This window comes from Cognatiluteimonas sedimenti (assembly GCF_022808325.1).
Classification (GTDB): domain Bacteria; phylum Pseudomonadota; class Gammaproteobacteria; order Xanthomonadales; family Xanthomonadaceae; genus Cognatiluteimonas; species Cognatiluteimonas sedimenti.
The window spans coordinates 1-26,015 of the sequence record NZ_JALGCL010000002.1; the positions used below are offsets into that span (position 1 = coordinate 1).

22 protein-coding genes are annotated in these 26,015 nt (G+C 71.4%); 19 read left to right on the top strand and 3 right to left on the bottom strand.

What is annotated here, in order from left to right:
- Positions 1–319: 319 nt before the first annotated feature.
- Entirely contained in the window at positions 320–796 is a 477-nt protein-coding gene (locus MQC88_RS06710) for an RDD family protein (RefSeq protein ID WP_243320377.1), read from the bottom strand.
- A 56-nt stretch (positions 797–852) separates the two neighbouring features.
- Between MQC88_RS06710 and xerD the strand changes: the two genes are divergently transcribed.
- The 16 genes from xerD to MQC88_RS06790 all read left to right on the top strand — a co-directional run bounded on the left by xerD (position 853) and on the right by MQC88_RS06790 (position 20,135).
- Entirely contained in the window at positions 853–1,806 is a 954-nt protein-coding gene (xerD, locus tag MQC88_RS06715) for a site-specific tyrosine recombinase XerD (RefSeq protein ID WP_243320379.1), read from the top strand.
- A 300-nt stretch (positions 1,807–2,106) separates the two neighbouring features.
- A complete protein-coding gene (locus tag MQC88_RS06720) occupies positions 2,107–2,949 on the top strand; it encodes a DsbC family protein (RefSeq protein ID WP_243320381.1) in 843 nt (280 codons plus the stop codon).
- Between the two features lie 76 nt (positions 2,950–3,025).
- Positions 3,026–7,084, top strand: a complete 4,059-nt coding sequence (gene purL / locus MQC88_RS06725; RefSeq protein WP_243320383.1) for a phosphoribosylformylglycinamidine synthase — start codon at positions 3,026–3,028, stop codon at positions 7,082–7,084.
- Positions 7,085–7,181: 97 nt separating this feature from the next.
- Complete coding sequence (gene gspE / locus MQC88_RS06730; RefSeq protein WP_243321280.1) at positions 7,182–8,894, top strand: type II secretion system ATPase GspE; 1,713 nt, start codon at positions 7,182–7,184, stop codon at positions 8,892–8,894.
- A 4-nt stretch (positions 8,895–8,898) separates the two neighbouring features.
- Positions 8,899–10,116 (top strand): type II secretion system protein XpsF, encoded by a 1,218-nt coding sequence (gene xpsF, locus MQC88_RS06735; RefSeq protein WP_243320384.1) that lies wholly within the window; start codon positions 8,899–8,901, stop codon positions 10,114–10,116.
- Between the two features lie 263 nt (positions 10,117–10,379).
- Positions 10,380–10,769 (top strand): type II secretion system major pseudopilin GspG, encoded by a 390-nt coding sequence (gene gspG, locus MQC88_RS06740; RefSeq protein ID WP_243321282.1) that lies wholly within the window; start codon positions 10,380–10,382, stop codon positions 10,767–10,769.
- Positions 10,770–10,971: 202 nt separating this feature from the next.
- Positions 10,972–11,415: a type II secretion system protein XpsH gene (xpsH, locus tag MQC88_RS06745; RefSeq protein WP_243320387.1), complete on the top strand. Its 444-nt coding sequence runs from the start codon at positions 10,972–10,974 to the stop codon at positions 11,413–11,415.
- A 209-nt stretch (positions 11,416–11,624) separates the two neighbouring features.
- A complete protein-coding gene (gene xpsI, locus MQC88_RS06750; RefSeq protein WP_243320389.1) occupies positions 11,625–12,044 on the top strand; it encodes a type II secretion system protein XpsI in 420 nt (139 codons plus the stop codon).
- Between the two features lie 17 nt (positions 12,045–12,061).
- The gene (locus MQC88_RS06755) at positions 12,062–12,697 is read left to right on the top strand and encodes a prepilin-type N-terminal cleavage/methylation domain-containing protein (RefSeq protein WP_243320391.1); all 636 of its coding nucleotides are present in this window, start codon (positions 12,062–12,064) and stop codon (positions 12,695–12,697) included.
- Positions 12,694–13,602 (top strand): type II secretion system minor pseudopilin, encoded by a 909-nt coding sequence (locus tag MQC88_RS06760; protein ID WP_243320393.1) that lies wholly within the window; start codon positions 12,694–12,696, stop codon positions 13,600–13,602. The genes MQC88_RS06755 and MQC88_RS06760 overlap by 4 nt, the downstream gene beginning before the upstream one ends.
- Positions 13,599–14,747, top strand: a complete 1,149-nt coding sequence (locus tag MQC88_RS06765; protein WP_243320395.1) for a PilN domain-containing protein — start codon at positions 13,599–13,601, stop codon at positions 14,745–14,747. The genes MQC88_RS06760 and MQC88_RS06765 overlap by 4 nt, the downstream gene beginning before the upstream one ends.
- Positions 14,731–15,363, top strand: a complete 633-nt coding sequence (gspM, locus tag MQC88_RS06770) for a type II secretion system protein GspM (protein WP_243320397.1) — start codon at positions 14,731–14,733, stop codon at positions 15,361–15,363. The genes MQC88_RS06765 and gspM overlap by 17 nt, the downstream gene beginning before the upstream one ends.
- Entirely contained in the window at positions 15,353–16,123 is a 771-nt protein-coding gene (locus MQC88_RS06775; protein ID WP_243320399.1) for a general secretion pathway protein GspN, read from the top strand. Before gspM ends, MQC88_RS06775 begins: the two co-directional genes overlap by 11 nt.
- A gap of 12 nt (positions 16,124–16,135) precedes the next feature.
- The gene (gene gspD, locus MQC88_RS06780; RefSeq protein WP_243320402.1) at positions 16,136–18,355 is read left to right on the top strand and encodes a type II secretion system secretin GspD; all 2,220 of its coding nucleotides are present in this window, start codon (positions 16,136–16,138) and stop codon (positions 18,353–18,355) included.
- On the top strand, positions 18,352–19,272 hold the full coding sequence (locus MQC88_RS06785; RefSeq protein ID WP_425491597.1) for a glycosyltransferase: 921 nt from the start codon (positions 18,352–18,354) through the stop codon (positions 19,270–19,272). The genes gspD and MQC88_RS06785 overlap by 4 nt, the downstream gene beginning before the upstream one ends.
- The gene (locus MQC88_RS06790; protein WP_243320405.1) at positions 19,269–20,135 is read left to right on the top strand and encodes a glycosyltransferase; all 867 of its coding nucleotides are present in this window, start codon (positions 19,269–19,271) and stop codon (positions 20,133–20,135) included. The genes MQC88_RS06785 and MQC88_RS06790 overlap by 4 nt, the downstream gene beginning before the upstream one ends.
- A gap of 45 nt (positions 20,136–20,180) precedes the next feature.
- Here the strand turns inward: MQC88_RS06790 and pyrF are convergent, their stop codons facing one another.
- A complete protein-coding gene (gene pyrF / locus MQC88_RS06795) occupies positions 20,181–21,008 on the bottom strand; it encodes an orotidine-5'-phosphate decarboxylase (protein WP_243320407.1) in 828 nt (275 codons plus the stop codon).
- A gap of 130 nt (positions 21,009–21,138) precedes the next feature.
- Complete coding sequence (gene ettA, locus MQC88_RS06800) at positions 21,139–22,803, bottom strand: energy-dependent translational throttle protein EttA (protein ID WP_243320409.1); 1,665 nt, start codon at positions 22,801–22,803, stop codon at positions 21,139–21,141.
- Positions 22,804–22,971: 168 nt separating this feature from the next.
- On the opposite strand from ettA, the gene glyA reads away from it, so the two are divergent.
- From glyA to ribD, 3 genes are read left to right on the top strand one after another with little or no spacing between them, the layout of a single operon-like run.
- Positions 22,972–24,258, top strand: a complete 1,287-nt coding sequence (glyA, locus tag MQC88_RS06805; RefSeq protein ID WP_243320411.1) for a serine hydroxymethyltransferase — start codon at positions 22,972–22,974, stop codon at positions 24,256–24,258.
- 16 nt (positions 24,259–24,274) lie between these two features.
- Entirely contained in the window at positions 24,275–24,874 is a 600-nt protein-coding gene (nrdR, locus tag MQC88_RS06810; protein WP_425491598.1) for a transcriptional regulator NrdR, read from the top strand.
- Positions 24,871–26,013 carry a bifunctional diaminohydroxyphosphoribosylaminopyrimidine deaminase/5-amino-6-(5-phosphoribosylamino)uracil reductase RibD gene (gene ribD, locus MQC88_RS06815; protein ID WP_243320413.1) on the top strand — a complete coding sequence of 381 codons (1,143 nt, stop codon included), beginning with the start codon at positions 24,871–24,873 and terminating at the stop codon, positions 26,011–26,013. Before nrdR ends, ribD begins: the two co-directional genes overlap by 4 nt.
- Positions 26,014–26,015 lie beyond the last annotated feature (2 nt).

The following is a 26,015-nucleotide window of genomic DNA, read 5'->3' on the forward strand; positions in this document are numbered from 1 at the left end:
CTTAAGAAGAGCGTTGCTCTGCTGTCTCTTGTGAGTCACTCCGCAACTCGCAACGCGGGATGCGGTCGCCTTTGGGTGCGAAATAAAGGAGGAGGCCGCAGGCCGGGGGACATTCGCACCCAAAGGCGTCCGCATCCGGCGCCCGACGGATATCCGCATCCGGCGCCCTGATCAGTCCGTACCCGGCGCCCCATGTCCGACGCCAACAAGCCTTCGCACCGGCCCCGACCAACCTGCGAACCTCGGCGCAGCCCCGCAGCCCGTTGCGCCATGGGAGCTTCGGACGCGGAGGCAATCCCGGCGCGCCAGCGCGCGTTGCCTACGCGTTGCCGGGTGCCTTTCCTGGCGCGCGCAGCAGTCTTGTTGCGCTGGCGCGGTCGTGCCAGGTCAAGCGGTCGCGATCGATCCATGCCCACCAGAACCCCGCGCCGACCAGCAGCAACGACGCAGTGCCGACGGCATAACGCTCGAGCAAGGCCCGCCACGAGGCATTGCCGCCACCGGCGGCCACCACCCGCAGCCGCCACGGGCGCATGCCCAGCGTCTGCCCGCCGCGATGCCAGCTCAGCACCGCGTAGGCGCCGGTCAGCAGCCAGCACAGCAGCCACAGCGCCAACTGCAGCGCACTGAACGGCGCGATGTTCTCGCGCACCGCATGTCCCGTCTCGTAGTAGCCGAAGGTGAAGGCGGCCGACGCCAGCATCCATAGCGCCAGCGCCGGGAACAGGTCGTACACCAGCGCCAGCAGGCGCCAGCCCAGCAGCGCGGCGGGTTCGGGACTCGATGCGGATTCCATCCGGCCAGCATACCGGCGTGCGCCCGGCCGTGGCCCGCGAACGCTAAGCTCGCCGCATGCCATCGACCACGCCCGCCGAACGCCGCCAGCGCGCCACCGCGTTGCCGCCGTTGCGCGACGCCGATGCGATCGCGATCGAGGCCTTCCTGGATGCCAGCTGGGCCGAAGCGGGATTGTCGCGGCAGACGCTGGCCAGCTACCGCCGCGACCTGGAGGGCTTCGCGCGCTGGCGCGACGGCGCCGGCGGCGGTTTGCCCGCGGCCGACCGCGGCGCCCTGTTCGACTACCTTGCCTGGCGCACGCGCGACAACTACTCGCCGCGCAGCAACGCACGCCTGCTGTCGGCGCTGCGCGCCTTCTTCGCCCACGCGTTGCGCCGCGGCGCGCGCACGGACGACCCGACCGCGATGCTGGAGCCGCCGAAGCTGCCGCGCGCGCTGCCCAAGGCGCTGGCCGAGAGCCAGGTCGACGCGCTGCTCGCCGCTCCGGACATCACCACGCCCGCCGGCCTGCGCGACCGCGCGATGCTGGAACTGATGTACGCCGCCGGCCTGCGCGTCAGCGAACTGGTGCAACTGCCCGCGACCGCGCTGAACCTGCGCCAGGGCGTTCTGCGGGTGACCGGCAAGGGTGGCAAGGAACGGCTGGTGCCGCTGGGGGAAGAAGCCCAGCACTGGCTGCAACGCTACCTCGACGAGGCCCGCCCGCAACTGGCAGGCAAGCGCGCACTGGCGACGCTGTTCATCAACGCCAGCGGCGCCGCGCCGACCCGGCAACAGTTCTGGCAGCTCGTGAAGCGCCATGCCGCCGGCGCCGGCATCGACCCGGGCAAGGTCAGCCCGCATGGCCTGCGCCACAGCTTTGCCACCCACCTGCTCAACCACGGCGCCGACCTGCGCGCGCTGCAGATGCTGCTCGGCCACGCCTCGTTGTCCACGACCCAGATCTACACCCTGGTGGCGCGTGAACAACTCAAGCGCCTGCACGAGAAGCACCATCCGCGGGGGTGAGGAAGGCCGCTTGCGCGGCACTGCCGCGCGTCCTGCCGAACGCCCGGCCATGGATGGCCGGGCCGGGGTATCCGGAGCCGAAACCCTGCGCCAGGGACGGCATCGTCGGACTCCGCCACGCGCCGCGCTCGCGCGCAGCAGGCAGCGCGCCTGCGAGCACCGCAGGGCAACCGCCCCCGGGCCGCGCGGCCGATCGGGCCAGATCAACGGCCCGGCTCCTGCCGTCGCGCATGCGACAATCCCCGGAACCCCATGATCGGCACGCGGTCGAAGGCCGTCCGTGCAAGCACCAGGATCCCGATGAAGACTTCCCTGTTCATCCTGCTCGGCGCAATGAGCCTGTCCGCCTGCGCCCAGGACAGCGCGCCGGCCGCGCCGCCGGTTGCCGCCAAGCCCGGCGCGACTGCCAGCAAGGCCGACCTGGCGCTGGCCGCGATCGTCCCCGGCAGCCCCGCCGCGCGGGTCCGCGATGTCCTGCACGAGATCAATCCCGGCGCGCAGATCGAGCAGATCGACCCGGCGCCGCTGGCGGGATTCCAGCAGGCGATCGTCGGCGGCCAGGTGGTCTATGTCAGCAACGACGGCAAGTACCTGATGCAGGGCGCGCTGTACGACGTCGCCGCGAGGAAGGACCTCGGCGAGGCGGCGATGGCGAAGATGCGGGTCAAGCTGCTGCGCAGCATCCCGCTCAGCGACCGCATCGTGTTCGCCCCGGCGAACCCGAAGTACACGGTCACGGTGTTCACCGACGTCGAGTGCGCCTATTGCCGCAAGCTGCACAGCGAGATCGCCGATTACAACAGGCAGGGGATCGCGGTGCAGTACGTCGCGTTCCCGCGCATGGGCCTGGGCAGCGACGACTTCAAGGAAATGGTCGCGGTGTGGTGCGCGCCCGACCAGAAGAAGGCCCTGACCGATGCCAAGAACGACCGCCCGGTGCCGTACCGCAACTGCAACAACCCGGTGACGATGCAGTTCAACCTCGGCCAGCGCATGGGCCTGACCGGCACCCCGATGATCCTGGCCGCCGACGGCACCCAGCTCGGCGGCTACGTGCCCCCGGAGCAGCTGCGCGCAGCACTCGACAAGCTGGCCGCCGACGGCACCAGGCCCGCGGCCAGCACTGCCACCGGCGGCACCTGAGTCGATCGGGGCCCCGGAGCCGGCCCAGCGCCGGCTCCGTTACAATGGCGGGCCGTTTCCCTCGGTTCCGCCGGACATGATCGTCCTTGAGGGCCTGCCGGCCCTGTCGCCGTTCCGCCGCGAGCGGCTGCAAGCCCGCCTGCAGGCCGTCGTCCCCGAGCTGCGCGTCCTTGGCGCCTGGTTCACCTATTGGGTCGAGCCCGAGGCCGATGCCGACGTCGATGCGGCTGCCCTGCAACGCATCCTCCAGGCCGATGACCAGCTGCAGCCGCTGCCAGCGGACGCGGTCGCCCGTTTCGTGGTGCCGCGGCTGGGCACGATCTCGCCGTGGGCGAGCAAGGCCACCGAACTGCTGCACGGGGCACGCCTGCCGGTGCAGCGGGTCGAGCGCGGAACCCGCATCGACCTTGGCGGATGGCCGCGCGATCCCGCGCAACAGGCCGCGCTCGCCAGGCTGCTGCACGACCCGATGACGCAGTCGCTGCTGGCCACGCGCCAGGAAGGCGCGGCGCTGTTCGTGGCGCCGGCGCGCGGCGCGCTCGAGCGCATCCCGCTGGCCGACCTGGACGCCGCCAACGCGCGCCTGGGCCTGGCGCTGGCCGACGACGAGATCGACTACCTGCGCGCGCGCTACGGCGAGCTCGGCCGCGATCCGCACGACGTCGAGCTGATGATGTTCGCGCAGGCCAATTCCGAGCACTGCCGGCACAAGATCTTCAACGCCTCCTGGACCATCGACGGCCGCGAGCAGCAGTCCGCGGGCAAGCCGGTGTCGCTGTTCGGCATGATCCGGCACACCCATGCGACCACGCCGGAGCACACGCTGTCGGCGTACAGCGACAACGCCGCGGTGGTCGCCGGCTACCCGACGCGCCGCTACCGGCCCGATCCGCAGTCGCACGAATACCGCGCCGAGGCGCAGGCCGACAGCGCCTTCTGCATCAAGGTCGAGACCCACAACCACCCGACCGCGATCGCGCCGTTCCCGGGCGCCTCCACCGGCGCCGGCGGCGAGATCCGCGACGAGGGCGCCACCGGCCGCGGCGGCAAGCCCAAGGCCGGGCTTACCGGCTTCAGCGTCTCGCACCTGCGCATTCCGGCCTTGCCGCAGCCGTGGGAGGCCGAACGGGCGCTCAACCCGCGCATGGCGCCGGCGCTGGAGATCATGCTCGACGGTCCGCTCGGCGGCGCCGCGTTCAACAACGAGTTCGGGCGCCCGAACCTCGCCGGTTACTTCCGCAGCTTCGAACTGCACGAAGGCGACGGCCTCAGCCGCGCCTACGACAAGCCGATCATGCTCGCCGGCGGCCTCGGCGCGGTCGACCGGCCGATGGTCGAAAAGCAGCGGCTGCAGCCCGGCGACGCGGTGGTCGTGCTCGGCGGCCCGGCGATGCTGATCGGGCTGGGCGGTGGCGCCGCGAGTTCGGTCGCGTCCGGCGACAGCGCCGAGGACCTCGACTTCGCCAGCGTGCAGCGCGACAACCCGGAGATGGAGCGGCGCTGCCAGGAAGTGATCGACCGTTGCGTCGGCCTGGGCGAACGCAATCCGATCGCGTCGATCCACGACGTCGGCGCCGGCGGCCTGTCCAATGCGATCCCGGAGCTATTGCACGATTCCGGCGTGGGCGGCGTGGTCGACCTCGACAAGGTGCCCAGCGACGATCCTTCGCTGTCGCCGCTGCAGCTGTGGTGCAACGAGTCGCAGGAACGCTACGTCCTCGGCCTGGCGCAGGAGCGCGTCGCCGAATTCGCGGCGCTGTGCCTGCGCGAGCGTTGCCCGTTCGCCGTGGTGGGCGTGGCGACCGCCGAGGAACGCCTTGTCGTGGGGTACGGCGCGACGGCCGAAACCGTGTACGGCCGTGCGATGGGCGAGGCCGCGAATGCCACGCCTTCAGGGCCGGCGCCCGAAGCCGGGCAGCAGGCCCTGGCCGCCGAACCGGGTGCGTTCGCGATCGACCTGCCCATGGACGTGCTCTTCGGCAAGGCGCCGAAGATGCACCGGGATGCGGTGCATCCGCCGCCGCCGCGCTGGCCGTCGCTGGCCACCGGCGTGCTCGACCTGCACGAGGCCGGGCTGCGCGTGCTCGCGCATCCGACCGTGGCCGCCAAATCCTTCCTCGTCACGATCGGCGACCGCAGCGTCGGCGGGCTGACCGCGCGCGACCAGATGGTCGGCCCGTGGCAGCTGCCGGTGGCGGACTGCGCGATCACGCTGTCGGGCTTCGAGGGGCATACCGGCGAGGCGATGGCGATCGGCGAGCGCACGCCACTGGCGCTGCTCGACCCTGCCGCCGCCGCGCGCATGGCGGTGGGCGAGGCGATCACCAACCTGTGCGCCGCGCCGGTGGAATCGCTGGACCGGATCAAGCTCTCGGCCAACTGGATGGCCGCCGCCGGCCACCCCGGCGAGGACGCGCGCCTGTTCGACGCGGTCCGGGCGGTGGGCATGGAGCTGTGCCCCGGGCTCGAACTGAGCATCCCGGTCGGCAAGGATTCGTTGTCGATGCAGGCGCAGTGGCAGGCCGCGGCGGAGGGCGCGGCGGGCGCGCCGCAGAAGTCGGTGTCGCCGGTATCGCTGGTGGTGACCGCGTTCGCGGCGGTCGTCGATACCCGCGCGCAGTTGACGCCGCTGCTGTCGCGCGACGCCGACACCGAGCTGTGGCTGATCGGGCTGGGCGCCGGGCGCCAGCGCCTGGGCGGCTCGATCCTCGCGCAATGCCATCCGCACGCGGTGCAGTCCGGCGGCGGCGGCGACGCCGCGCTGCCGGCCTTCAGCGGCGACGGCGAGGGCTTCGGCGTCCCCGACCTCGACGACCCGCAGCGCCTGCGCGCGTTCTTCGAGCTGATCCGCGACGCGCGCGAAGCCGGCCTGCTGCTCGCCTACCACGACCGCTCCGACGGCGGCGCGTTCGCCGCGCTGGCGGAGATGGCGTTCTGCTCGCACGTCGGCCTGGACATCGTGCTCGACGGCTGGGGCGCGGACCGGATCGAGGACGTCTGCCGCACCCTGTTCAACGAGGAACTCGGCGCGGTGGTGCAGATCGATTGCCAGGACCGCGCCGCGTTCGCCGACCTGGTGGCGCGCCATGGCCTGGTCGACTGCGCGCAACGGATCGCGCGTCCGACCGGGGCGCCGCTGCTGCGGGTCCTCGACAATGGCCAGAGCCTGGCCGAGTGGCGCTGGGAGCAGCTGTTCGACGCCTGGTGGTCGGTCAGCCACGCGATGCAGCGGCTGCGCGACAACCCCGACTGCGCCGACGAGGAGCGCGACGCCCTGCGCCGCTTCGATGCGCCCGGCCTGCGGCCGGCGTTGACCTTCGATCCGGCCGAAGACATCGCGGCGCCGTTCATCGCCACCGGCGCGCGGCCGCGGGTCGCGATCCTGCGCGAGCAGGGCGTCAACGGGCAGGTGGAGATGGCGGCGGCGTTCGAACGCGCCGGCTTCCGCGCCTTCGACGTGCACATGAGCGACCTGATCGCCGGGCGCATGCGCCTGGAAGACTTCGCCGGGTTCGCCGCCTGCGGCGGCTTCAGCTACGGCGACGTGCTCGGTGCCGGCCGCGGCTGGGCCACCAGCATCCTCGAGCGGCCGCAACTGCGCGACATGTTCGCCGACTTCTTCGCCCGCGGCGACAGCTTCGCCCTGGGCGTGTGCAACGGCTGCCAGATGCTCAGCCAGCTCAAGCCGATCATCCCCGGCGCCGGTCACTGGCCGCGCTTCCTGCGCAACCGCAGCGAACAGTTCGAGGCGCGCTTCGGGCTGCTGGAAGTGGTCGAGTCGCCGTCGTTGTTCCTGCGCGGCATGGCCGGGTCGCGGATCCCGGTCTCGATCGCGCATGGCGAGGGCCGCGCCGACTTCGACGGCCCCGACGGCAGCCTGGACCGGAGCGCGGCGCGGGTCGCGCTGCGCTACGTCGCCGGAGATGGCGGCGCCGCCACGTCCTATCCCGCCAATCCCAACGGCTCGGCGGACGGTATCGCCGGCCTGACCAGCGAGGACGGCCGCGCCACCATCCTGATGCCGCACCCGGAGCGCACGCCGCGGCGCGCCAACCTGAGCTGGGCACCGCAGGACTGGCCGGAGGATTCGCCGTGGCTGCGGATGTTCAGGAATGCGCGCGCGTTCGTGAATTGATGGCCCGCGGCGGCGGCGGCGCGCATTGCCCGACCTGCTAGAGTCGGCGCTTCGCCGCGGAGGGCGGGTCGTGAACGCAGTGGCCAACGAAGCAAGCGTGCAGTTGCCGGCCGGCGACGGGGTCGAGGCCAGCGCCGACGAGCGCGTGGTGGCGGCGTTGCTGGACAAGGGCCGGGTCAAGGAGGCCGACCTGGTCCGCGCGCGCCGCCTGCAGGAGGAAACCGGTGGAAGCCTGCTGACCCTGCTGGCGCGGCTGGGGCTGGTGTCCGAGCGCGACCACGCCGAGGCCTGTGCCGCGGTGCTGGGGCTGCCCCTGCGCAGCACCCGCGAGGTGCCGGAACTGCCGCCCGAGGGCGTGGCGCTGACGCCCAAGTTCATGAAGCAGTTCCACGTCGTCGCCGTCGGCGAAGACGACGGCCACGTCGACGTGCTTTGCGCCGATCCGCAGGACGGGTACGCGCTGGACGCGGTGCGCCTGGCGAGCGGGCGCGAGGTGCGGCCGGCGATCGCATTGCGCTCGGAGATCGACGACCTGATCGAACGCTGGTACGGCCAGGGCCGCAGCGCGATGGGCGCGATCGTGGAGACCGCGGAAGGCGAATCCGGCGACCTGGACGACGTCGAGCACCTGCGCGACCTGGCTTCCGAGGCGCCGGTGATCCGGCTGGTCAACCTCATCATCCAGCGCGCCGTCGAGTTGCGCGCGTCCGACATCCACATCGAACCGTTCGAGAACCGGCTCAAGGTGCGCTACCGCATCGACGGCGTGCTCGAGGAAGGCGAGAGCCCGCCGCAGAACCTGACCGCGGCGGTGATCAGCCGGGTCAAGATCATGGCCAAGCTCAACATCGCCGAGCGCCGGCTGCCGCAGGACGGCCGCATCATGCTGCGGGTGCAGGGCAAGGAGCTGGACCTGCGCGTGTCCACGGTGCCGACCGCGCACGGCGAATCGGTGGTGATGCGCCTGCTGGACCGCGAGACGGTGGTGTTCGACTTCCACCGGCTCGGCTTCACCGACCACTTCCTGCCGCAGTTCGAGCACGTGCTGCAGCAACCGCACGGCATCCTGCTGGTGACCGGCCCCACCGGCTCGGGCAAGACCACCACGCTTTACACCGCGCTGAGCAGGCTCAACACGCCCGACGTCAAGATCATCACCGTCGAGGACCCGGTCGAATACCAGATCGAGGGCATCAACCAGATCCAGGCCAAGCCGCAGATCGGGCTCGATTTCGCCAACGCCCTGCGCAGCATCGTGCGCCAGGACCCCGACATCATCATGATCGGCGAGATGCGCGACCTGGAGACCGCGCGCATCGCGATCCAGTCCGCGCTCACCGGCCACCTGGTGCTGTCGACGCTGCACACCAACAACGCCGCCGGCGGCATCACCCGCATGCTCGACATGGGCGTCGAGGATTACCTGCTCACGTCCACGATCAACGGCATCCTCGCCCAGCGCCTGGTCAGGAGGCTGGAGCCCACGCACGCCGAGCGGTACCCGGCGTCGCCCGAGGAGATCGAGAAATTCGCGCTGCGGCGCTACCAGCCGCAGGGCGAGATCTTCCTCTACCGCCCGCGCGGTTCGGCGCTGGCGCCGACGGGTTACCTGGGGCGCACCACGATCATGGAATTCCTGGTGATGGACGATGCCCTGCGGCGCGCGGTGATGCGCCATGCCGGCATGGGCGAGCTGGAGCAGCTCGCGCGCGACGCCGGCATGCGCACCATGTACGAGGACGGCATCGCCAAGGCGCTGGCAGGCACGACCACCATCGAGGAAGTGCTGCGCGTCACCGAGGACGCCTGAGCGCATGCCGCTGTATCGCTACAAGGCGCTGAACACCCGCGGCGAAATGCTCGATGGCCAGATGGAGGCCGCGAACGACGCCGAGGTGGTGCTGCGGCTGCAGGAGCAGGGCCACCTGCCGGTCGAGGCGCGACTGGCGTCCGAAGGCGGCGGCGACGGCGCGTGGCGCGCGCTGTTCAAGCCCAGGCCGTTCGCCGGGCAGCGGCTGGTGCAGTTCACGCAACAGCTGTCGACCCTGCTCGGCGCGGGGCAGCCGCTGGACCGCGCGCTGACGATCCTGCTGGAACTGCCCGAAGATGAAGCCGCCAAGCGCACGATCGCCGACATCCGCGACGCGGTCCGCGGCGGCACCGCGCTGTCGACCGCGCTGGAGCGCCAGCACGGCGCCTTCGGCAAGCTCTACGTCAACATGGTCCGCGCCGGCGAGGCCGGCGGCAGCCTGCACGAGACCCTGGCGCGGCTGGCCGACTACCTGGAGCGCAGCCGCGCGATGAAGGGGCGCGTGGTCAACGCGATGATCTATCCGGCGATCCTGTTGCTGATGGTCGGGTTGTCGCTGCTGTTCCTGCTTGGCTTCGTGGTGCCGCAGTTCGCGGCGATGTACGACAGCCTCGACGCGCCGCTGCCGTGGTTCTCGCAACTGGTGCTCGGCGTCGGCATGTTCGTGCGCGACTGGTGGATCGTGCTCCTGGTGGTCCCGGCGCTGGCGTTGTGGTGGGGCGAGCGCCGCCTGCGTGACCCGGTCGTGCGCGCCGGCTTCGACGAATGGATCCTGCGGCAGAAGTTCGCCGGCCCGCTGGTCGCCAAGCTCGAGACCGCGCGCCTGGCGCGCACCCTGGGCACCCTGCTGAAGAACGGCGTGCCGCTGCTGACCGCGCTGGGCATCGGCCGCAACGTGCTCGGAAACCGCGCCCTCGCCACCGACGTCGAGGCCGCCGCCGACGAAGTGAAGAACGGCGTCGGCCTGTCGAGCGCGCTGGCGCGCGGCAAGCGCTTCCCGCGGCTGGCGCTGCAGATGATCCAGGTCGGCGAGGAGTCCGGCGCCCTGGACACGATGCTGCTCAAGACCGCGGACACCTTCGAGCAGGAAACCTCGCTGGCGCTGGACCGGATGCTGGCCGCGCTGGTGCCGGTGGTGACGATGCTGATGGCGGGCATCGTCGGCATCGTGATCCTTGCCGTGCTGACCCCGATCTACGACCTCACGAACGTGATCGGCTAGGCGCGTGCATGACGCATCGACCAAGACGGATCGACTATGGAGAGGATGAACTGATGGGCAATCGACGGTTCCAGGCCCGACGCATGGTTCGCGTGTCGCCAAACGCTGGCAGCCACGCCATGTGCGGCGCGCAGAACAGCCGCAGGCGAACGAGTGACGCACGCCGTGCCGACGGCATGTACAACGCGGACATGAGCCGCAGGCGCATGGAGGGCGCACGCCGTGGCGACGGCTTGCGTCACGTCGCGGCGTACGGATCCGCCATGCGCGGCTTCAGCCTGATCGAGATCATCCTGGTGGTGGTGCTGATCGGCGGCATCGTCGCCTTCGCCGCCAGCCGCATCCTCGGCGGCGGCGACCGCGCCAAGGCCAACCTCGCCAAGGCGCAGGTACAGACGCTGGCCGAGAAGGTGCAGCAGTACGAAATGGACACCGGCACCTTGCCCGGATCGCTCGACGCGCTGGTCGACAATCCGGGTAATGCCACCGGCTGGCTGGGCCCGTACGCCAAGGCAGCCGAACTCAAGGATCCGTGGAACCACGCCTACGAATACCGCGTGCCCGGCGATGGCCAGCCGTTCGACCTGATCAGCCTGGGCAAGGACGGCCAGCCGGGCGGCGAAAGCGTCGACGGCGACGTGAAGTACCAGTAGCCGCGCGTTACGGGCCGGGGTCGGGAATGTGGTGAGCCGAAGCGCCCCGCTGACGGGTCCTGCGAGCCGTGGCGGCGGTGACGCGGGGCAGGGCCGTGGGCTTGCGGGTGGGACAAGCCACGGCGACGGCTTGGCGACGCCGGCACGGCGTTCAGGCTTGCGCGGCGATGGCTTGCGCAACGCGGTAGCGGGTGCATCGACCATGCGCGGTTTCTCGCTGCTCGAGATCGTGCTGGTGATCGCGATCATCGCGCTCGCCAGCCTGCTCGCGGCGGCCGCGCTCGGCGGTGGCATTGACGGGCTGCGCCTGCGCTCGGCGGCGAAGGAAGTCGCCGCGCAGTTGCGCTACACCCGCGCCCAGGCGCTGGCGACGGGCGAGCCCCAGCGCTTCACGATCGATCCCCATGCCCACACCTGGAGCGCGCCGAAGCAGCGGCATGGCACCCTGCCGGAACAGCTCGGCATCGTGTTCACCGGCGCGCGCGAAGTCCAGCCCTCGCGCGGCGAAGGTGCGATCGTGTTCTTCGCCGACGGCGCCTCCACCGGCGGGCGCGTGCAACTGCAGGTGGACGACGCGGCGTGGAAGGTGGATGTCGCCTGGCTGACCGGGCAGGTGCGGCTGGCGCGCACGGAGGCGGTGCGGTGAGCGGTGTCTGCGACGTGCTGGTGGCCTCCAAGGCGAAAGCCAGGATGCCGGTTTTCAGGGCCCCCGACGGTTTGGAGGGTCCGACGGCGCCTGCAGGCGCCTTGCGCGGCCGCGGCGGCAGTCCGGACAACATGAGGAACCGCCGCGGGCGAGCGGGTAACGCGGGCCGTGCCGACGGCATATGCAATGCGGTAGCGGGTCCATCCACCATGCGCGGCTACACCCTGATCGAGGTGATCATCGCCTTCGCGATCCTCGCGCTGGCGCTGACCTTGCTGCTGGGGACGTTGTCGGGCGCGGCGCGGCAGGTGCGATGGGCCGAAGAAGCCGGGCGCGCGGCGCTGCACGCGCAGTCGCTGCTCGACCAGGTCGGCGTCGGCGAAGTGCTGCAACCCGGCCACAGCGAAGGCGATTTCGAGCACGGTCGCTATCGCTGGACGCTCGACGTGGCGCCGTACCAGGATCCGCTGCTGCCGCCGACCATCGCCCGCGACTTGTCGGCGCCGCAGTTGCTGCAGCTGTCGCTGGCGGTGCAATGGGGCGACGGCGACGATCCACGCCGCCGGCTGCAACTGCAATCGCTGCGCCTGGTGACGCCGGCAGCGGTGGCCGCGGAGCCGCCGTTGTGAGGGCGGGGCGATCAACCATGCGCGGATTCACCCTGATCGAGGTGCTGCTGGCGACCGCGCTGCTCGCCGCGGGGCTGGCGCTGGCGTTCGCGACGCTGCGCGCCGCCACCGCCACCGCCAACCGCGGCGAGGCGATCGCCGCGCGCAGCGAACGCATGCGCGCGGTCGAGGGCTTCCTGCGCGCGCGACTGGTCGCGACCCGGCCGGTGGCCTTCGCGATCGAGGCCGACAGTGGCCTGGCGCAGCGCTTCGTCGGCGAGCCCGGGCGCATGCGCTTCGTCGCCGACCTGCCAGATTACCTGGGCCATGGCGGCCCGTACCTGCACGAGTTCGCGGTCGAGCGCGACGGCGGCGACACGCTGCGCCTGACCGTGGCGCTGTCGGTGGTGCAGGGCGGGGAAGTGGTCCAGGAGCGCGAACCGCGCGCGCCGGAACTGCTCGCCGAAGGACTGCGCGCGGTGCGCTTCCGTTATCGGGCGATGGATGCCGATAATCGCCTGGGCCAGTGGCAGGAACAGTGGCGCACCCCGGAGGCCTTGCCCTTGCAGGTGGAGATCGACCTGCAGGACGCCGATGGCCGCGACTGGCCGCCGCTGGTGGTGGCCTTGCCGCTGGCCGGCAGCTACGCCGCCGCGCCGGGGAACATGCAATGACGCCGGTGCGCCGGCGCCGCCGCGCGCAATCCGGCAAGAGCGGCGGCGCCGCGCTGCTGCTGGTGCTGTGGCTGGTGGCATTGCTGACCGCGCTGGTCGGCGCGTTCGCGCTGGCCGCGCGCACCGAGCACCTGCAGGGCCAGGTGCTCAGTCGCGGCGTGGTCGCGCAGCAGGCCGCGCGTGCCGGCATCGAATACGCGATCACCCGCGTCGGCCAGCAGGACCCGCGCTGGCGCTGGCTCGCCGATGGCCGCGAATACCGCTGGACTTTCGCCGATGCGCAGGTCGAGATCCGGATCGTCGACGAACAGGGCAAGGTCGACCTCAACATGGCCGATGCCGGCCTGCTGGCATCGCTGTTGCAGGCAGTCGGCAGCGATCCGCGCGAGGCCGGGCAAGTGGCGGTGGCGATCCTGGACTGGCGCGACGCCGATTCGTTGACGCAGCCGGCCGGCGGCGCCGAGGACGCCGACTATGCCGCCGCCGGTCGCGCCTACGGCGCCGCCGACGCGCCGCTTGAGAGCGTTGCCGAAGTCGAGCAGGTGCTGGGCATGACGCCGGCGCTGTACGCGCGGCTGGCACCCCACGTCACCGTGTACAGCGGCCGCGAACGCCCGGATCCCGCGTTCGCTTCGGCGCAGGTGCTGGCGGCGATGGGGCTGGACGCGCCGCGGCTGCTGGCGCAGCGGCAGGCATGGACGCCGGCTTCGGGCAATCCACCGCCGCAGTTGCCGGACGGGCAGCCGCTCGTGGGCGCCGATAGCGGCACGTATAGTATCGACAGCCGTGCGCGGCTCCGCGGCCGCACCGCGGTGTTGCGGGTGGTGGTGCGCAGCGGCGGGAACGGCTTGCCGGGGTCGGCATGGACCGCACTGCGATGGGAGGAGGGAGCATCGCCACGATGACGTCGCTGCGCGACCGCATGGGCCGCCAGCTTGCCCGCTGGACCGGCACGGGCGGCTTTTTCGCCTGGTGGGGCCACTCGCTGGCGGCCTGGTTGCCGCGTCGCTGGCGCCTGGCGCTGGGCCTGGATCGTGGCCGCCTGCTGTTGCAGGCCGATGGCGATGCCGTGCAGTTGCGGTTGCAGGACGGCGACGGCATGCGCGACCTCGCGCGCGTCCCTGACCTGGCCGCGGCGGGCGCTGACGTGCTGGCCACGCTGTTGTCGCCAGAGCTGGCCGAGTTGCCGCGCTGGCTGCTGCTGCCCGCCGCCAGCGGCCTGCGCCGCAGGTTGCTGCTGCCGGCAGCCGCGGCCGAGCGCCTGCGCGACGTGGTCGCCTTCGAGATCGACAGGCAGACGCCATTCGCCGCCGACGCCGTGGCCTTCGATGCGCGCCTGCTCGGGCGCCGCGGCAGCGATGGCCAGCTCGACGCCGAACTGGTGGTGGTGCCGCGCGAGGCCTTGTCCGCGCAACTGGACGCGCTGGGCCCCCTGGCCGGCCAGTTGGCCGGCATCGATGTCGCCGGCGGCAGCGGCACGCCGCTGGGCGTCAACCTGCTGCCGCAGGCGCAGCGCCGGCAGCAGCTGGATCCGTGGCGCGCGTGGAACTGGGTGTTCGGCGCGCTGGCGCTGCTCGCCCTTGCGATGATGCTGTGGCAAGTGCTCGATAACCGCGACCGCGCCGCCCAGGCGCTGCAGGCGCGTGCCGACCGCGAGGCGCGCGCCGCGCGCGCAGTCGCGCTGCAGCGCCAGCAACTGGTCGACCTGGTCGAGGGCCGCGCGTTCCTCGACCGCCTGCGCAACGCGCGCCCGACCGCGATCGAGGTGCTCGATGCACTGGCGCGACGGCTGCCGGACAACACCTACCTGGAGAAGCTGGCGATCGAGAACGACCGCCTGCTGCTGATCGGGCTGAGCAGCGAGGCCTCGGCGCTGGTGGGGCGGCTGGAAGGCGCCCGGCCGTGGCGTTCGCCGGCGCTCACCGGCGCGCTGCAACCCGATCCGCGCAGCGGCCGCGACCGGTTCACCCTGACCGCCGACCTCGCGATCGCGCCCGCCGCCGCGCCCGCGCCCGCTGCCCCGGAGCCCGCCGATGCCGGCCACGACTGACCGCGACCGCTGGCTGGCGCTGGGCTTGCTGCTGGCCGCGCTGGCGCTTGCCTACCTGTTGCTCGTGCACCCCTGGTGGACCGTGCCGATGCAGGAAACCGGCGCGCGCATCGCCACCCTGCAGCAACGCGAATTGCGCGCGCGCATGCAACTGCAGCAGGCGCCGGACATCGGCAGGCGGCTGGCGGTCGCGCAACAGCAGGATGCCGCCGCGCCCGCGTTCCTGCCCGAGGCCACCACCGAACTCGCCACCGCCGGGCTGGTGCAGCGGCTGGAGACCGTGGTGGCACAGGCCAGCCCCGGCAATCGCGGCTGCGCCATCAGCAACCGTTCGCCCATGGACGGCAACGGCGGGCAAACCGAGCGATTCGCGCGGGTGACGGTGCAGGTGCGCCTGCGCTGCGGCAACGCCGAACTCGCCGCGGTGCTGCACGCACTGGAAAGCGGCTCGCCCCGGCTGTTCGTCGACAACCTCAACGTGCTGGCGCAGCGCTACTTCTTCCTGCCCGGGCAGAACCGGGCCCAGGATGCCGGCCTGGACGTCAGCTTCGACCTGTACGGCTACCTGCGGCCGCGGCCGGGCCAGGCCGTGGTGGAGGTGCCGCGTGCGCGTTGACGGCGCCGGCCCGCGCACCTGGTTGCTGGCGACGGTGGCCGGCTGGGCGCTGCTGGCCTGGGTGCTGGCGCTGGCCGGCATGGGCGGGCGCGCGGCGCTGCTGGCCGACGACCCCGGCCTGCTGCAGCCGTTGCCGCAGCCGCGGCCTTCGCCGCCGGAGCGGCTCGGGCCGCTGGCGCAGTACGCCGAGATCGGCGCCCGCCCGCTGTTCGCCGAGGACCGCCGCCCGCATCCGTTCTCGCTGCAATCGGGCGATGGCGAGGAGGCGGAGGTCGATGCCTTCGACTACGTGTTGACCAGCGTGCTGATCACGCCGCAACTGCACATGGCGATCGTGCAGCCCAGCCAGGGCGGGGATTCGGTGCGGATCAAGCTCGGCGAAGCCGCCGAGGACATCCCGGCGTGGCGGCTGGTGGAACTGAACGCCCGCAGCGCGGTGTTCGAGGGGCCGGAAGGGCGCAAGGCGCTCGACCTGCGCACCTTCGACGGCGTCGGCGGGGCGTCGCCGACCGAGGTGCGCGAACCCGGTGACCGCGCCGATGCCGGCGATGCGAACGCACCCGGGCGGCGGCCGTCGCCGCCAGTGGCCGCGGCCGAGGCCGATGACGCCACGGAGGCGTCGCCGGCGCCGGCGGCGAACACGCCCGAGCCCACCGCCACCGAAAAGCAGATGGATGCGATCCGCAAGCGCATCGAAGCGCGCCGCGCGCAGTTGCGGCAGGAAGCGCTGCAAAAGACAGCGCCGGCCAGGAAACCGTAGAGTGCCCGACCAATGAACCTTCGTCCCCAGCTCAAAGCGGTGCTCGCCGCGACCCTCGCCAGCCTGCTGGCCGCTTGCGCCAGCATGTCGTCGCCGGTGGTGCAGCGCAGCCAGGCGCGGGCGCCCGCCGTGCAGCCATCGGCGGATGCGGCCAGCCCCACGGGCAACGACGTGCGCAGCCAGGTGCTGCCCGCGGAGGACGCCGGTCCGCAGCCGATCATCCGCCGCGGCACCGGCCAGGTGATCAACCGCGGCGCCGCGGCCGCGCCGCTGCCCAACCTGGTCGGCACCACCGGCGCGGCCACCTTCAACTTCGAGGGCGAGTCGCTGCAGGCGGTGGTCAAGGCGATCCTGGGCGACATGCTCGGCCAGAACTACGTGATCGCGCCCGGCGTGCAGGGCACGGTGACGCTGGCCACCCCGCACCCGGTGAGCCCGGCCGAGGCGCGCAGCCTGCTGGAGATGGTGCTGGGCTGGAACAACGCGCGCATGGTCTACAGCGACGGCCGCTACAACATCGTGCCGTCCGACCAGGCGCTGGCGGGCACCGTCGCCCCGCGCACCGGCTCGGCGGCGAGCGCGCGCGGCTTCGAGTCGCGGGTGGTGCCGCTGCGCTACATCTCGGCGGCGGAAATGGAGAAGGTGCTGAAGCCCTACGCGCGGCCCAACGCCATCGTCAACGTCGATTCCGGCCGCAACCTGATCACCCTGGCCGGGACCCGCGCGGAACTGGAGAACTACCTGCGCACGGTCGAGATCTTCGACGTCGACTGGATGTCCTCGATGTCGGTCGGGGTGTTCCCGCTGCAGTCGGGCAAGGCGACCAAGGTGGTCGCCGACCTGGAAAAGGTGTTCGGCGAGCAGAGCAAGTCGCCGGTGGCCGGCATGTTCCGCTTCATGCCGCTGGAAGGCGCCAACGCGGTGCTGGTGATCACGCCGCAAGCCGATTACCTCGACGACATCCAGCAGTGGCTGCAACGCATCGACAGCGCCGGCGAAGGCGTGCAGCTGTTCTCCTACGAGCTCAAGTACGTCAAGGCCAAGGATCTCGCCGACCGGCTCGCCGAGGTCTTCGGTGGTGGTGGCGGGCGCTCCGACAACGGCGGCGCGCCGAGCCTGATGCCCGGCCTGCAATCGACGCAGATCAAGGACGGCGGCATCGACGACACAGCCAGCAGCGCGCAGGTCGGCGGCGACAGCGGTGGTGGCGGCCTCGGCGACGGCTCGCTGTCGCTGGATCCGCGCCAGTCCGGCAACGGCGCGGTGATGCTGGAAGTGGACGGCGACAAGGTCGGCGTGTCCGCGGTCGACGAGACCAACACCCTGCTGGTGCGTGCCACCGGACAGGCCTGGCGTTCGATCCGCGACGTAATCGAGCGCCTGGACGTGATGCCGCTGCAGGTGCACATCGAGGCGCAGGTGGCCGAGGTCAAGCTCAGCGGTGCGCTGCAGTACGGCGTCAACTGGTACTTCGAGCAGGCAGTCAACGCGACGCCGGCCAATGGCGGCGCCGGGCTGCCGAGCGCGGCCGGCCGCACCATCTGGGGCGACCTGGCCGGCAGCATCCGTCCCGCCGGCGGCGTCAACCCGGGCCTGGCCTGGACCTTCCTCGGCCGCAACGCCGCCGCGGTGATCAACGCGCTCGACGAGGTCACCGACGTGCGCCTGCTGCAGACGCCGTCGGTGGTGGTGCGCAACAACGCCGAGGCGGTGTTCAACGTCGGCAGCCGGATCCCGATCTCCTCGGTGACCTTCAACCCGAACAGCGGCAGCGACGGCAATACCTTCAGCCAGGTGCAGTACCTGGATACCGGCACCATCCTCAAGGTGCGTCCGCGCATCACCCGCGATGGCACCGTGTTCCTGGACCTGGTGCAGGAAATCAGCACGCCGGGTTCCCTGTCCAGCGCCGACCCGAACGGCAACGTGCGCATCGACACGCGCCGGCTCAAGACCGAGGCTGCGATCCAGAGCGGCGACACCATCATGCTGGCCGGCCTGATCAGCGACGGCGTCGACCGGGGCTCATCCGGCGTCCCCGGCCTCAGCCGGATCCCGGTGATCGGCGGCCTGTTCGGCACCCAGCGCTCGGGCACCAGCCGCGAGGAAGTGATCGTGCTGCTGACCGCGACGGTGCTGCGCAATCCGCTGGAAGCACGCGACCTGACCGACGAATACGGCCGTCGCTTCCGCGCCATGGAACCGCTGTACAGGACCCCGAAGCAGCGGTGACGACGGCAGCCACGGCGGGCGACGCGGCGACGACGGCCGGGCAGGGATTGCCGATCGTGCTGTTGCCGGTCGGCAGCGACGACACCGCGCTCGACGCCTGCCTGGCCGCACTCGACGCCGCGACCCCCGCCGGCACCCGGGTGTGGCTGGTCGACGACGCCCAGGCCGGGCCGCGCGGGCTGTCGATCATCGAGCGCTGGCTGCGGCACACGCCACTGGCGGCCGACTACAGCCGCCGCCAGCGCCATGCCGGCGAAGTCGCGCACCTGGACGAGGCGCTGCAGGCCTGCGGCGATGCCGACGTGGTGGTGCTCGCGGCCGACGCGGTTCCCGCACCCGGCTGGCTGGCGCAACTGGCCGCCTGCCTGGCGCGCGATGCCGCGATCGCCACCGCCACGCCCTGGTGCAACGCCGGCGAAACCGCGGCCTGGCCGCGCTGCGGCGAAGTCGCGCTGGTTCCCGAAGATCTCCCGCGCCTGGCCCAGGCCTGCGCGGCGATGCCGCCGCGGCACGCGGAACTGCCGGCGGCGGTGGCGCACGCGGTCGCCCTGCGCGGCAGCGCGCGCCGTCGCGCCGGCGGCCTGGACGGCGCCAGTTACGGTTCCTGGTATGCGGCGCTGGTGGACCTGTCGCTGCGCCTGTCCGGACTGGGCTGGCGCAACGCGCTGTGCGAGACCGCGTTCGTCGCCCGCGGCGGCGAGGGCACGCCCGGCGACGGCGACCTCGACGCGCTGGCCGCGCGCTGGCCGGGGTGGCATGCGCGGCTGGCGAACTTCCTGATGGACGATCCCTTGCGCGACATCCGCCGGCAACTGCAGCAACGCCATGACGCCATCGACGCGGCGCACCCGCAGGCGGACCTGTTCCCGCGCGTCGCGCCCGGGGCGGCGGCCGACGACGGCACCCAGGCGCCATGAACGCGCCCGACATCGCCGCCATCGTGGTCACCCACCAGAGCGCCTCGACGATCGACGACTGCCTGTCGCGCCTGCGCGCGGCCGACGGCGTGGTCGCGATCCGGGTCGTCGACAACGCCTCCAGCGACGACACCGTCGCGGTCGTGCAGCGCCACGCCGCAAGCGACGCGCGCCTGCGTTTCGTCGCCAATCCCGACAACCCGGGCTTCGCCGTCGCCTGCAACCAGGGCGCGGCGGCACTCGGGGACGTCGCCGACGCCACGTGGCTGGCCTTCGTCAATCCCGATTGCCTGGTCGAGGCGGACACGCTGGCGCGCCTGCGCGCGCACGGCCGCCAGCTCGACGGCAACGCGCTGCTCGGTGCCGACCTGGTCGGCGAGGACGGCCTGCGCGACGCGGCCGCGCGCCGGCGCGACCCGGATTTCGCCGGGATGCTCGCGGCGATGCTGCGCTCGCCAGCGGCGGCCCGGCTCGGGGTTCCGTTCGACCCGCAACGCTCGCTGCAGCGCGTCGATGCCGTATCCGGCGCGCTGATGCTGCTGCCGCGGATCCTGTTCGCGCGGGTCGGCGGCTTCGACGCGGGTTACCGGCTGCACGCCGAGGACCTCGACCTGTGCCGGCGCGTGCGCGCTGCCGGCGCCGTGGTCGCGGTCGCCAACGACGTGCGCGTGGTGCACGTGCGCGGGGTGTCGTCGCGGGCGCGGCCGTTGTTCGTGGAGTGGCACAAGCACCGCGGGTTCTGGCGCTACTTCCGCAAGTTCGAGGCGCCGCATCGCGGCGCGATGGCGCGGGCCGCGGTGCTGGCGATGATCTGGGGCCGGTTCCCGGTCGCGGCGCTGCGCGCGCTGCTGCGTCGCGACTGAGTTGCCCGCTGCCGGCGGCGATGCGGCTCGCGCCCGGGGCTGGAGTCAGCGATAGCGGTCGATTTCGTCGCGCAGGCTGCGCGCGGCCGCGGCTGCCGCCTCGGCGTAATCCGCCCCGCGCGATGCGTACAGGATGCCGCGCGAGGAATTCACCATCAGTCCGGTGCCGTCGGCGGCCTTGCCGTTGCGCACCGTTGCTTCGACATCGCCGCCCTGCGCGCCGATGCCGGGCACCAGCAGCGGCAGGTCGCCGACCAGGTCGCGGATGGCCTGCAGCTCTTCCGGGAAGGTCGCCCCGACCACCAGCGCGCAATTGCCGTTGCCGTTCCAGTCGCGGGCGATGGTCGCCGCCACGTGCTGGTACAGCGGCCGGCACGCGCCGCCGTCGGCGGCGACGACGAGTTCCTGGAAGTCGCCCGCGCCGGGATTGGAGGTATGGCACAGGAACACGCAACCGCGGTCGCCGCGGTCCAGGAACGGCTGCGCGGAATCCCGGCCCATGTAGGGGTTGAGCGTGACCGCGTCGGCCGCGTAGCGATCGAACGCCTCGCCCGCGTAGTGCGCGGCGGTGCTGCCGATGTCGCCGCGCTTGGCGTCGAGGATCACCGGGATGCCGGGGTGCGCGGCGTGGATGTGCGCGACCAGTCGCTGCAGCGCATCCTCGGCGGCGAGCGCGGCGAAATGCGCGATCTGCGGCTTGAAGCAGCAGGCGTACTGCGCGGTGGCATCGGCGATGTCGCGGCAGAAGGCGAACACGGCATCGGGGTCGCCCGCGAACCGCGCGGGGAACTTCGCCGGCTCCGGGTCGAGGCCGACGCAGACGAGGGAATCGGCAGCGTTCCAGCGATCGCGCAATGCCTGCATGAAACCCATGTTTCCCCTCCTCAGCCTGCTCTTTGTGGGAGCGGCTTCAGCCGCGAGCTCTGTCGGTGTCCGCATTCTTCAATAGCTCGCGGCTGAAGCCGCTCCCACGGGACGCGTCCGCCGATTGGCGGGCACTGCCTCACTTCAGCGCCTTGAACCGCAGGCGGTGAGGCTGCGCGCCTTCCTCGCCCAGGCGCCGCTTCTTGTCTTCCTCGTACTCGCGGTAGTTGCCCTGGAAGAACTCCACGTGCGAGTCGCCCTCGAAGGCGAGGATGTGGGTGGCGATGCGGTCCAGGAACCAGCGGTCGTGCGAGATCACGAACACGTTGCCCGGGAACTCCAGGATCGCGTCCTCGAGCGCGCGCAGGGTCTCGATGTCGAGGTCGTTGGACGGTTCGTCCAGCAGCAGCACGTTGCCGCCCTGCAGCAGGGTCTTGGCCAGGTGCAGGCGGCCGCGCTCGCCGCCCGACAGCGTGCCCACCAGCTTCTGCTGGTCCTGGCCCTTGAAGTTGAAGCGGCCGATGTAGGCGCGCGACTGGATCTCGACGCCGTTGATGTTGAGGATGTCGGCGCCGCCGGAGACTTCCTGGAAGACGTTGTGGTTGCCTTCGAGCTTCTCGCGGCTCTGGTCGACGTAGGCCAGCTTGACCGTCGGCCCCATCACGATCTCGCCCTTGTCGGGCTTCTCCTGCCCGGTGATCATCTTGAACAGGGTCGACTTGCCGGCGCCGTTGGGGCCGATGATGCCGACGATCGCGCCCGAGGGCACGATCAGGCTGAGGTCGTCGATCAGCAGGCGGTCGCCGAACGACTTCGACACGTGCTTGAACTCGACCACCGACTGGCCCAGGCGCTCGCCCGGTGGAATGAAGATCTCGTTGGTCTCGTTGCGCTTCTGGTAGTCGACCGCCTGCAGTTCCTCGATCCGCGCCAGCCGCGCCTTGCCCTTGCTGCGGCCGCCCTTGGCGTTGCTGCGCGCCCATTCGAGTTCGCGCTGGATCGCCTTCTGCCGCGCCTTCTCCGACGACTCCTCCTGCTTCAGGCGCGCGTCCTTCTGCGTCAGCCAGTCGGTGTAGTTGCCCTTCCACGGGATGCCCCGGCCACGGTCGAGCTCGAGGATCCACTCGGCGGCGTTGTCGAGGAAGTAGCGGTCGTGGGTCACCGCGACCACGGTGCCGGTGTAGCGGGCCAGGAACTGCTCCAGCCATTCGACCGACTCGGCGTCGAGGTGGTTGGTGGGCTCGTCGAGCAGCAGCATGTCCGGCTTCTGCAGCAGCAGCTGGCACAGCGCCACGCGCCGCTTCTCGCCGCCGGACAGGTTGCCGATCCGGGCGTCCCACGGCGGCAGCCGCAGCGCGTCGGCGGCGACTTCCAGCTGGTGCTCGAGCGTGTGCGCGTCGCCGCTGGCGAGGATGGCTTCCAGCCGCTGCTGCTCCGCGGCGAGCTTGTCGAAGTCCGCGCCTTCCTCGGCGTAGGCCTCGTAGACCTTGTCCAGCGCGGCCTGCGCCTGCAGCACTTCGCCGACGCCCTTCTCGACCGCCTGGCGCACGGTATCGTCCGGATCGAGCTGCGGTTCCTGCGCCAGGTAGCCGACCTTGATGCCCGGCTGCGGCCGCGCCTCGCCGACGAAGTCCTGGTCGACCCCGGCCATGATCTTGAGCACGGTCGACTTGCCGGCACCGTTGAGGCCCAGCAGGCCGATCTTGGCGCCGGGGAAGAACGACAGCGAGATGTCCTTGATGATCTGGCGCTTGGGCGGGACGGTCTTGCTGACACCGTTCATGGTGTAGATGTATTGCGACATCGGGGGCTCCGCAGGCGGGCGGCGGCGAGCTGCGAAGGCAGGGCCGCGGGAAAGGGTTCCGGATGGGCGGGATTATCCCGGAACAGGCTGTTCCACGCCAGTTGAATGGCCGTAAACCCCCGCTGCGGCTACACTTTGCGCCTCCCCGACCCCCGCCCGGAGCGATCCATGTTCCCCCGCGATGCCCGCATCGAAGGCTACGATCCCGAACTCGCCCAGGCCATCGCGGACGAGCGCCAGCGCCAGGAAGACCACGTCGAACTGATCGCCAGCGAGAACTACGCCAGCCCGCGGGTGATGGAGGCGCAGGGCAGCGTGCTGACCAACAAGTACGCGGAAGGCTACCCGGGCAAGCGCTACTACGGCGGCTGCGAATACGTCGACGTCGCCGAACGGCTGGCGATCGAGCGCTGCAAGCAGTTGTTCGGTGCCGGCTCCACGGAAGGGATGTACGCCAACGTGCAGCCGCATTCGGGCTCGCAGGCCAACCAGGCCGTGTATTTGGCACTGCTGCAGCCGGGCGACACGATCCTGGGCATGTCGCTGGCGCATGGCGGCCACCTCACCCACGGCGCCAAGGTCAACATCAGCGGCAAGCTGTTCCATGCCGTGCAGTACGGGGTCAACGACCGGGGCCTGATCGACTATGACGAAGTCGAGCGCCTCGCCGTCGAGCACAAGCCGAAGATGGTGGTCGCCGGATTCTCGGCCTATTCGCAAGTGGTCGACTGGGCGCGCTTCCGCGCCATCGCCGACAAGATCGGTGCGTACCTGTTCGTGGACATGGCGCACGTGGCCGGGCTGGTCGCCGCCGGCGCCTACCCGAACCCGGTGCCGCATGCCCACGTGGTCACCTCGACCACGCACAAGACGCTGCGCGGCCCGCGCGGCGGCATCATCGTCGCCAGCCGCGCCGCGATGGGCGACGCCGCTGACGAGATCGAGAAGAAGCTGCAGTCGATCGTGTTCCCCGGCATCCAGGGCGGCCCCCTGATGCACGTGATCGCGGCCAAGGCGGTCGCGTTCAAGGAAGCGCTGGAGCCCGAATTCACCGCCTACCAGCAGCAGGTGGTGAAGAACGCGCAGGCGATGGCCGAAACCATGGTCAAGCGCGGCTACAAGATCGTCTCCGGCGGTACCCGCAACCACCTGATGCTGGTCGACATGATCGGCAAGAACATCACCGGCAAGGATGCGGAAGCCGCGCTCGGCCGCGCCCACATCACCGTCAACAAGAACGCGGTGCCCAACGACCCGCAGAAGCCGTTCGTCACCTCCGGCCTGCGCATCGGCACGCCCGCCGTCACCACGCGTGGCTACAGGGAGCCGGACTGCGTCGCGCTGGCCAACTGGATCTGCGACGTACTCGACAACCCGAACGACGGCAACGTCATCGCCGGCGTGCGCGAGAACGTGACGAAACAGTGCCGGCAGTTCCCGGTGTACGGCGGCTGAGCCGGAAGGTCGCGCCTTGCACTGCCCCTTCTGCCAGCATGTCGACACCCGCGTGATCGACTCGCGCGTCTCCGACGACGGCGCCACGATCCGCCGCCGGCGCGAGTGCGAGGCCTGCGGCGAACGGTTCTCGACGCTGGAGACGGTGGAGTTGAAGCTGCCGGTGATCATCAAGTCCGATGGCCGCCGCGAGAACTTCGACGCGCGCAAGCTGCGCGTGGGCTTCGACCGCGCACTGCAGAAGCGGCCGGTCGCCGAGGAACAGATCGAGGCCGCGGTGCGCGCGGTGGTGCACCAGCTGCGGATGACCACCGAGCGCGAGATCGGTTCGCGCCGGGTCGGCGAGTTCGTGATGGCGGAACTGCGCAAGCTCGACCATGTCGCATACGTACGCTTCGCCTCGGTCTACCGTTCGTTCGAGGACGTGGCCGACTTCCGCGACGAGCTCGACCGGCTGGAACGCGACCTGCCCGGCGAGGGCCAGTTGCCCCTGCTCAGCGCCGAGGTCGTGCCGATCGACAAGCACGCCGAACGCCACGCCGACAAGAAGAAAAAGGGGTCGGAGTCATTTTTCGATCCTGCGCCGCGCCGTCCGACCGGGCCAAGGGAAAAATGACTCTGACCCCTTTTTCTTCCATCGACCACGCGATGATGGCGCGCGCCTTGCGCCTGGCCGAGCGCGGTGCGTTCACCACCAAGCCCAACCCGATGGTCGGCTGCGTGCTGGCAAGGGACGGCGAAGTCGTGGGCGAAGGTTTCCACGAGCGTGCCGGGGGCCCGCACGCGGAAGTGTTCGCGCTGGAAGGCGCACGCGAGCGCGCCAGGGGCGCGACCGCCTACGTCACCCTGGAGCCCTGCTCGCACATCGGCAGGACCGGGCCGTGCGCGGAGGCACTGGTCGCCGCCGGCGTCGCGCGCGTGGTCGGGGCGATGCGCGATCCCAATCCCAGGGTCGATGGCAACGGCTACGAAACCCTGCGCGCCGCCGGCATCCAGGTCGACAGCGGGCTGATGGAAGCCCAGGCGCGTGCGCTGAACCAGGGTTTCCTGTCGCGGATCGAGCGCGGCCGTCCCTGGCTGCGGGTCAAGCTCGCGTCCAGCCTGGATGGTCGCAGCGCGCTGGCTTCGGGCGACTCCAAGTGGATCAGCGGCGAACCCGCGCGGCGCGACGTGCAGCGCTGGCGCGCGCGTGCCGGCGCGCTGCTCACCGGTGCCGGCACCGTGCTGCTGGATGATCCGCACCTGACCGTGCGCCTGGACGACGGCGTCCCCTTCGTCCCGCCGTTGCGGGTGGTGCTGGACCCGGGCCTGGCCACGGTCGCGCGCGGCCACATCCGCGAAGGCGACGCACCCACCCTTTACCTGCACGCGCCCGACGCGCGCATGCCGCGCGGCGTCGACGCCCAGCACATGCACGTGCCGGTGAGGGCCGGCTTGTTCGACCTGCACGCGGTGCTGAAGCTGCTGGCCGAGCGTGGCGTCAACGAGGTCCAGGTCGAGGCCGGCGCCACCCTGGCCGGCGCCTTCCTCGCCGCGGGCCTGGTCGACGAGCTGCTGCTGTACGTGGCGCCGGTGATGCTGGGCGAGCGCGCACGGCCGCTGTTCGAGGGCCTGCACATCGATGCGATGACCCAGCGCCTGAACATGCGCATCGTCGAGACCCGGCGCATCGGCGAGGACGTGCGCGTGCTGCTGCACCCGGAAGCGGTTCCGGTGTCGACCGCCGCCGCACCGCCGCCGCCGCCGGCGGACTAGTC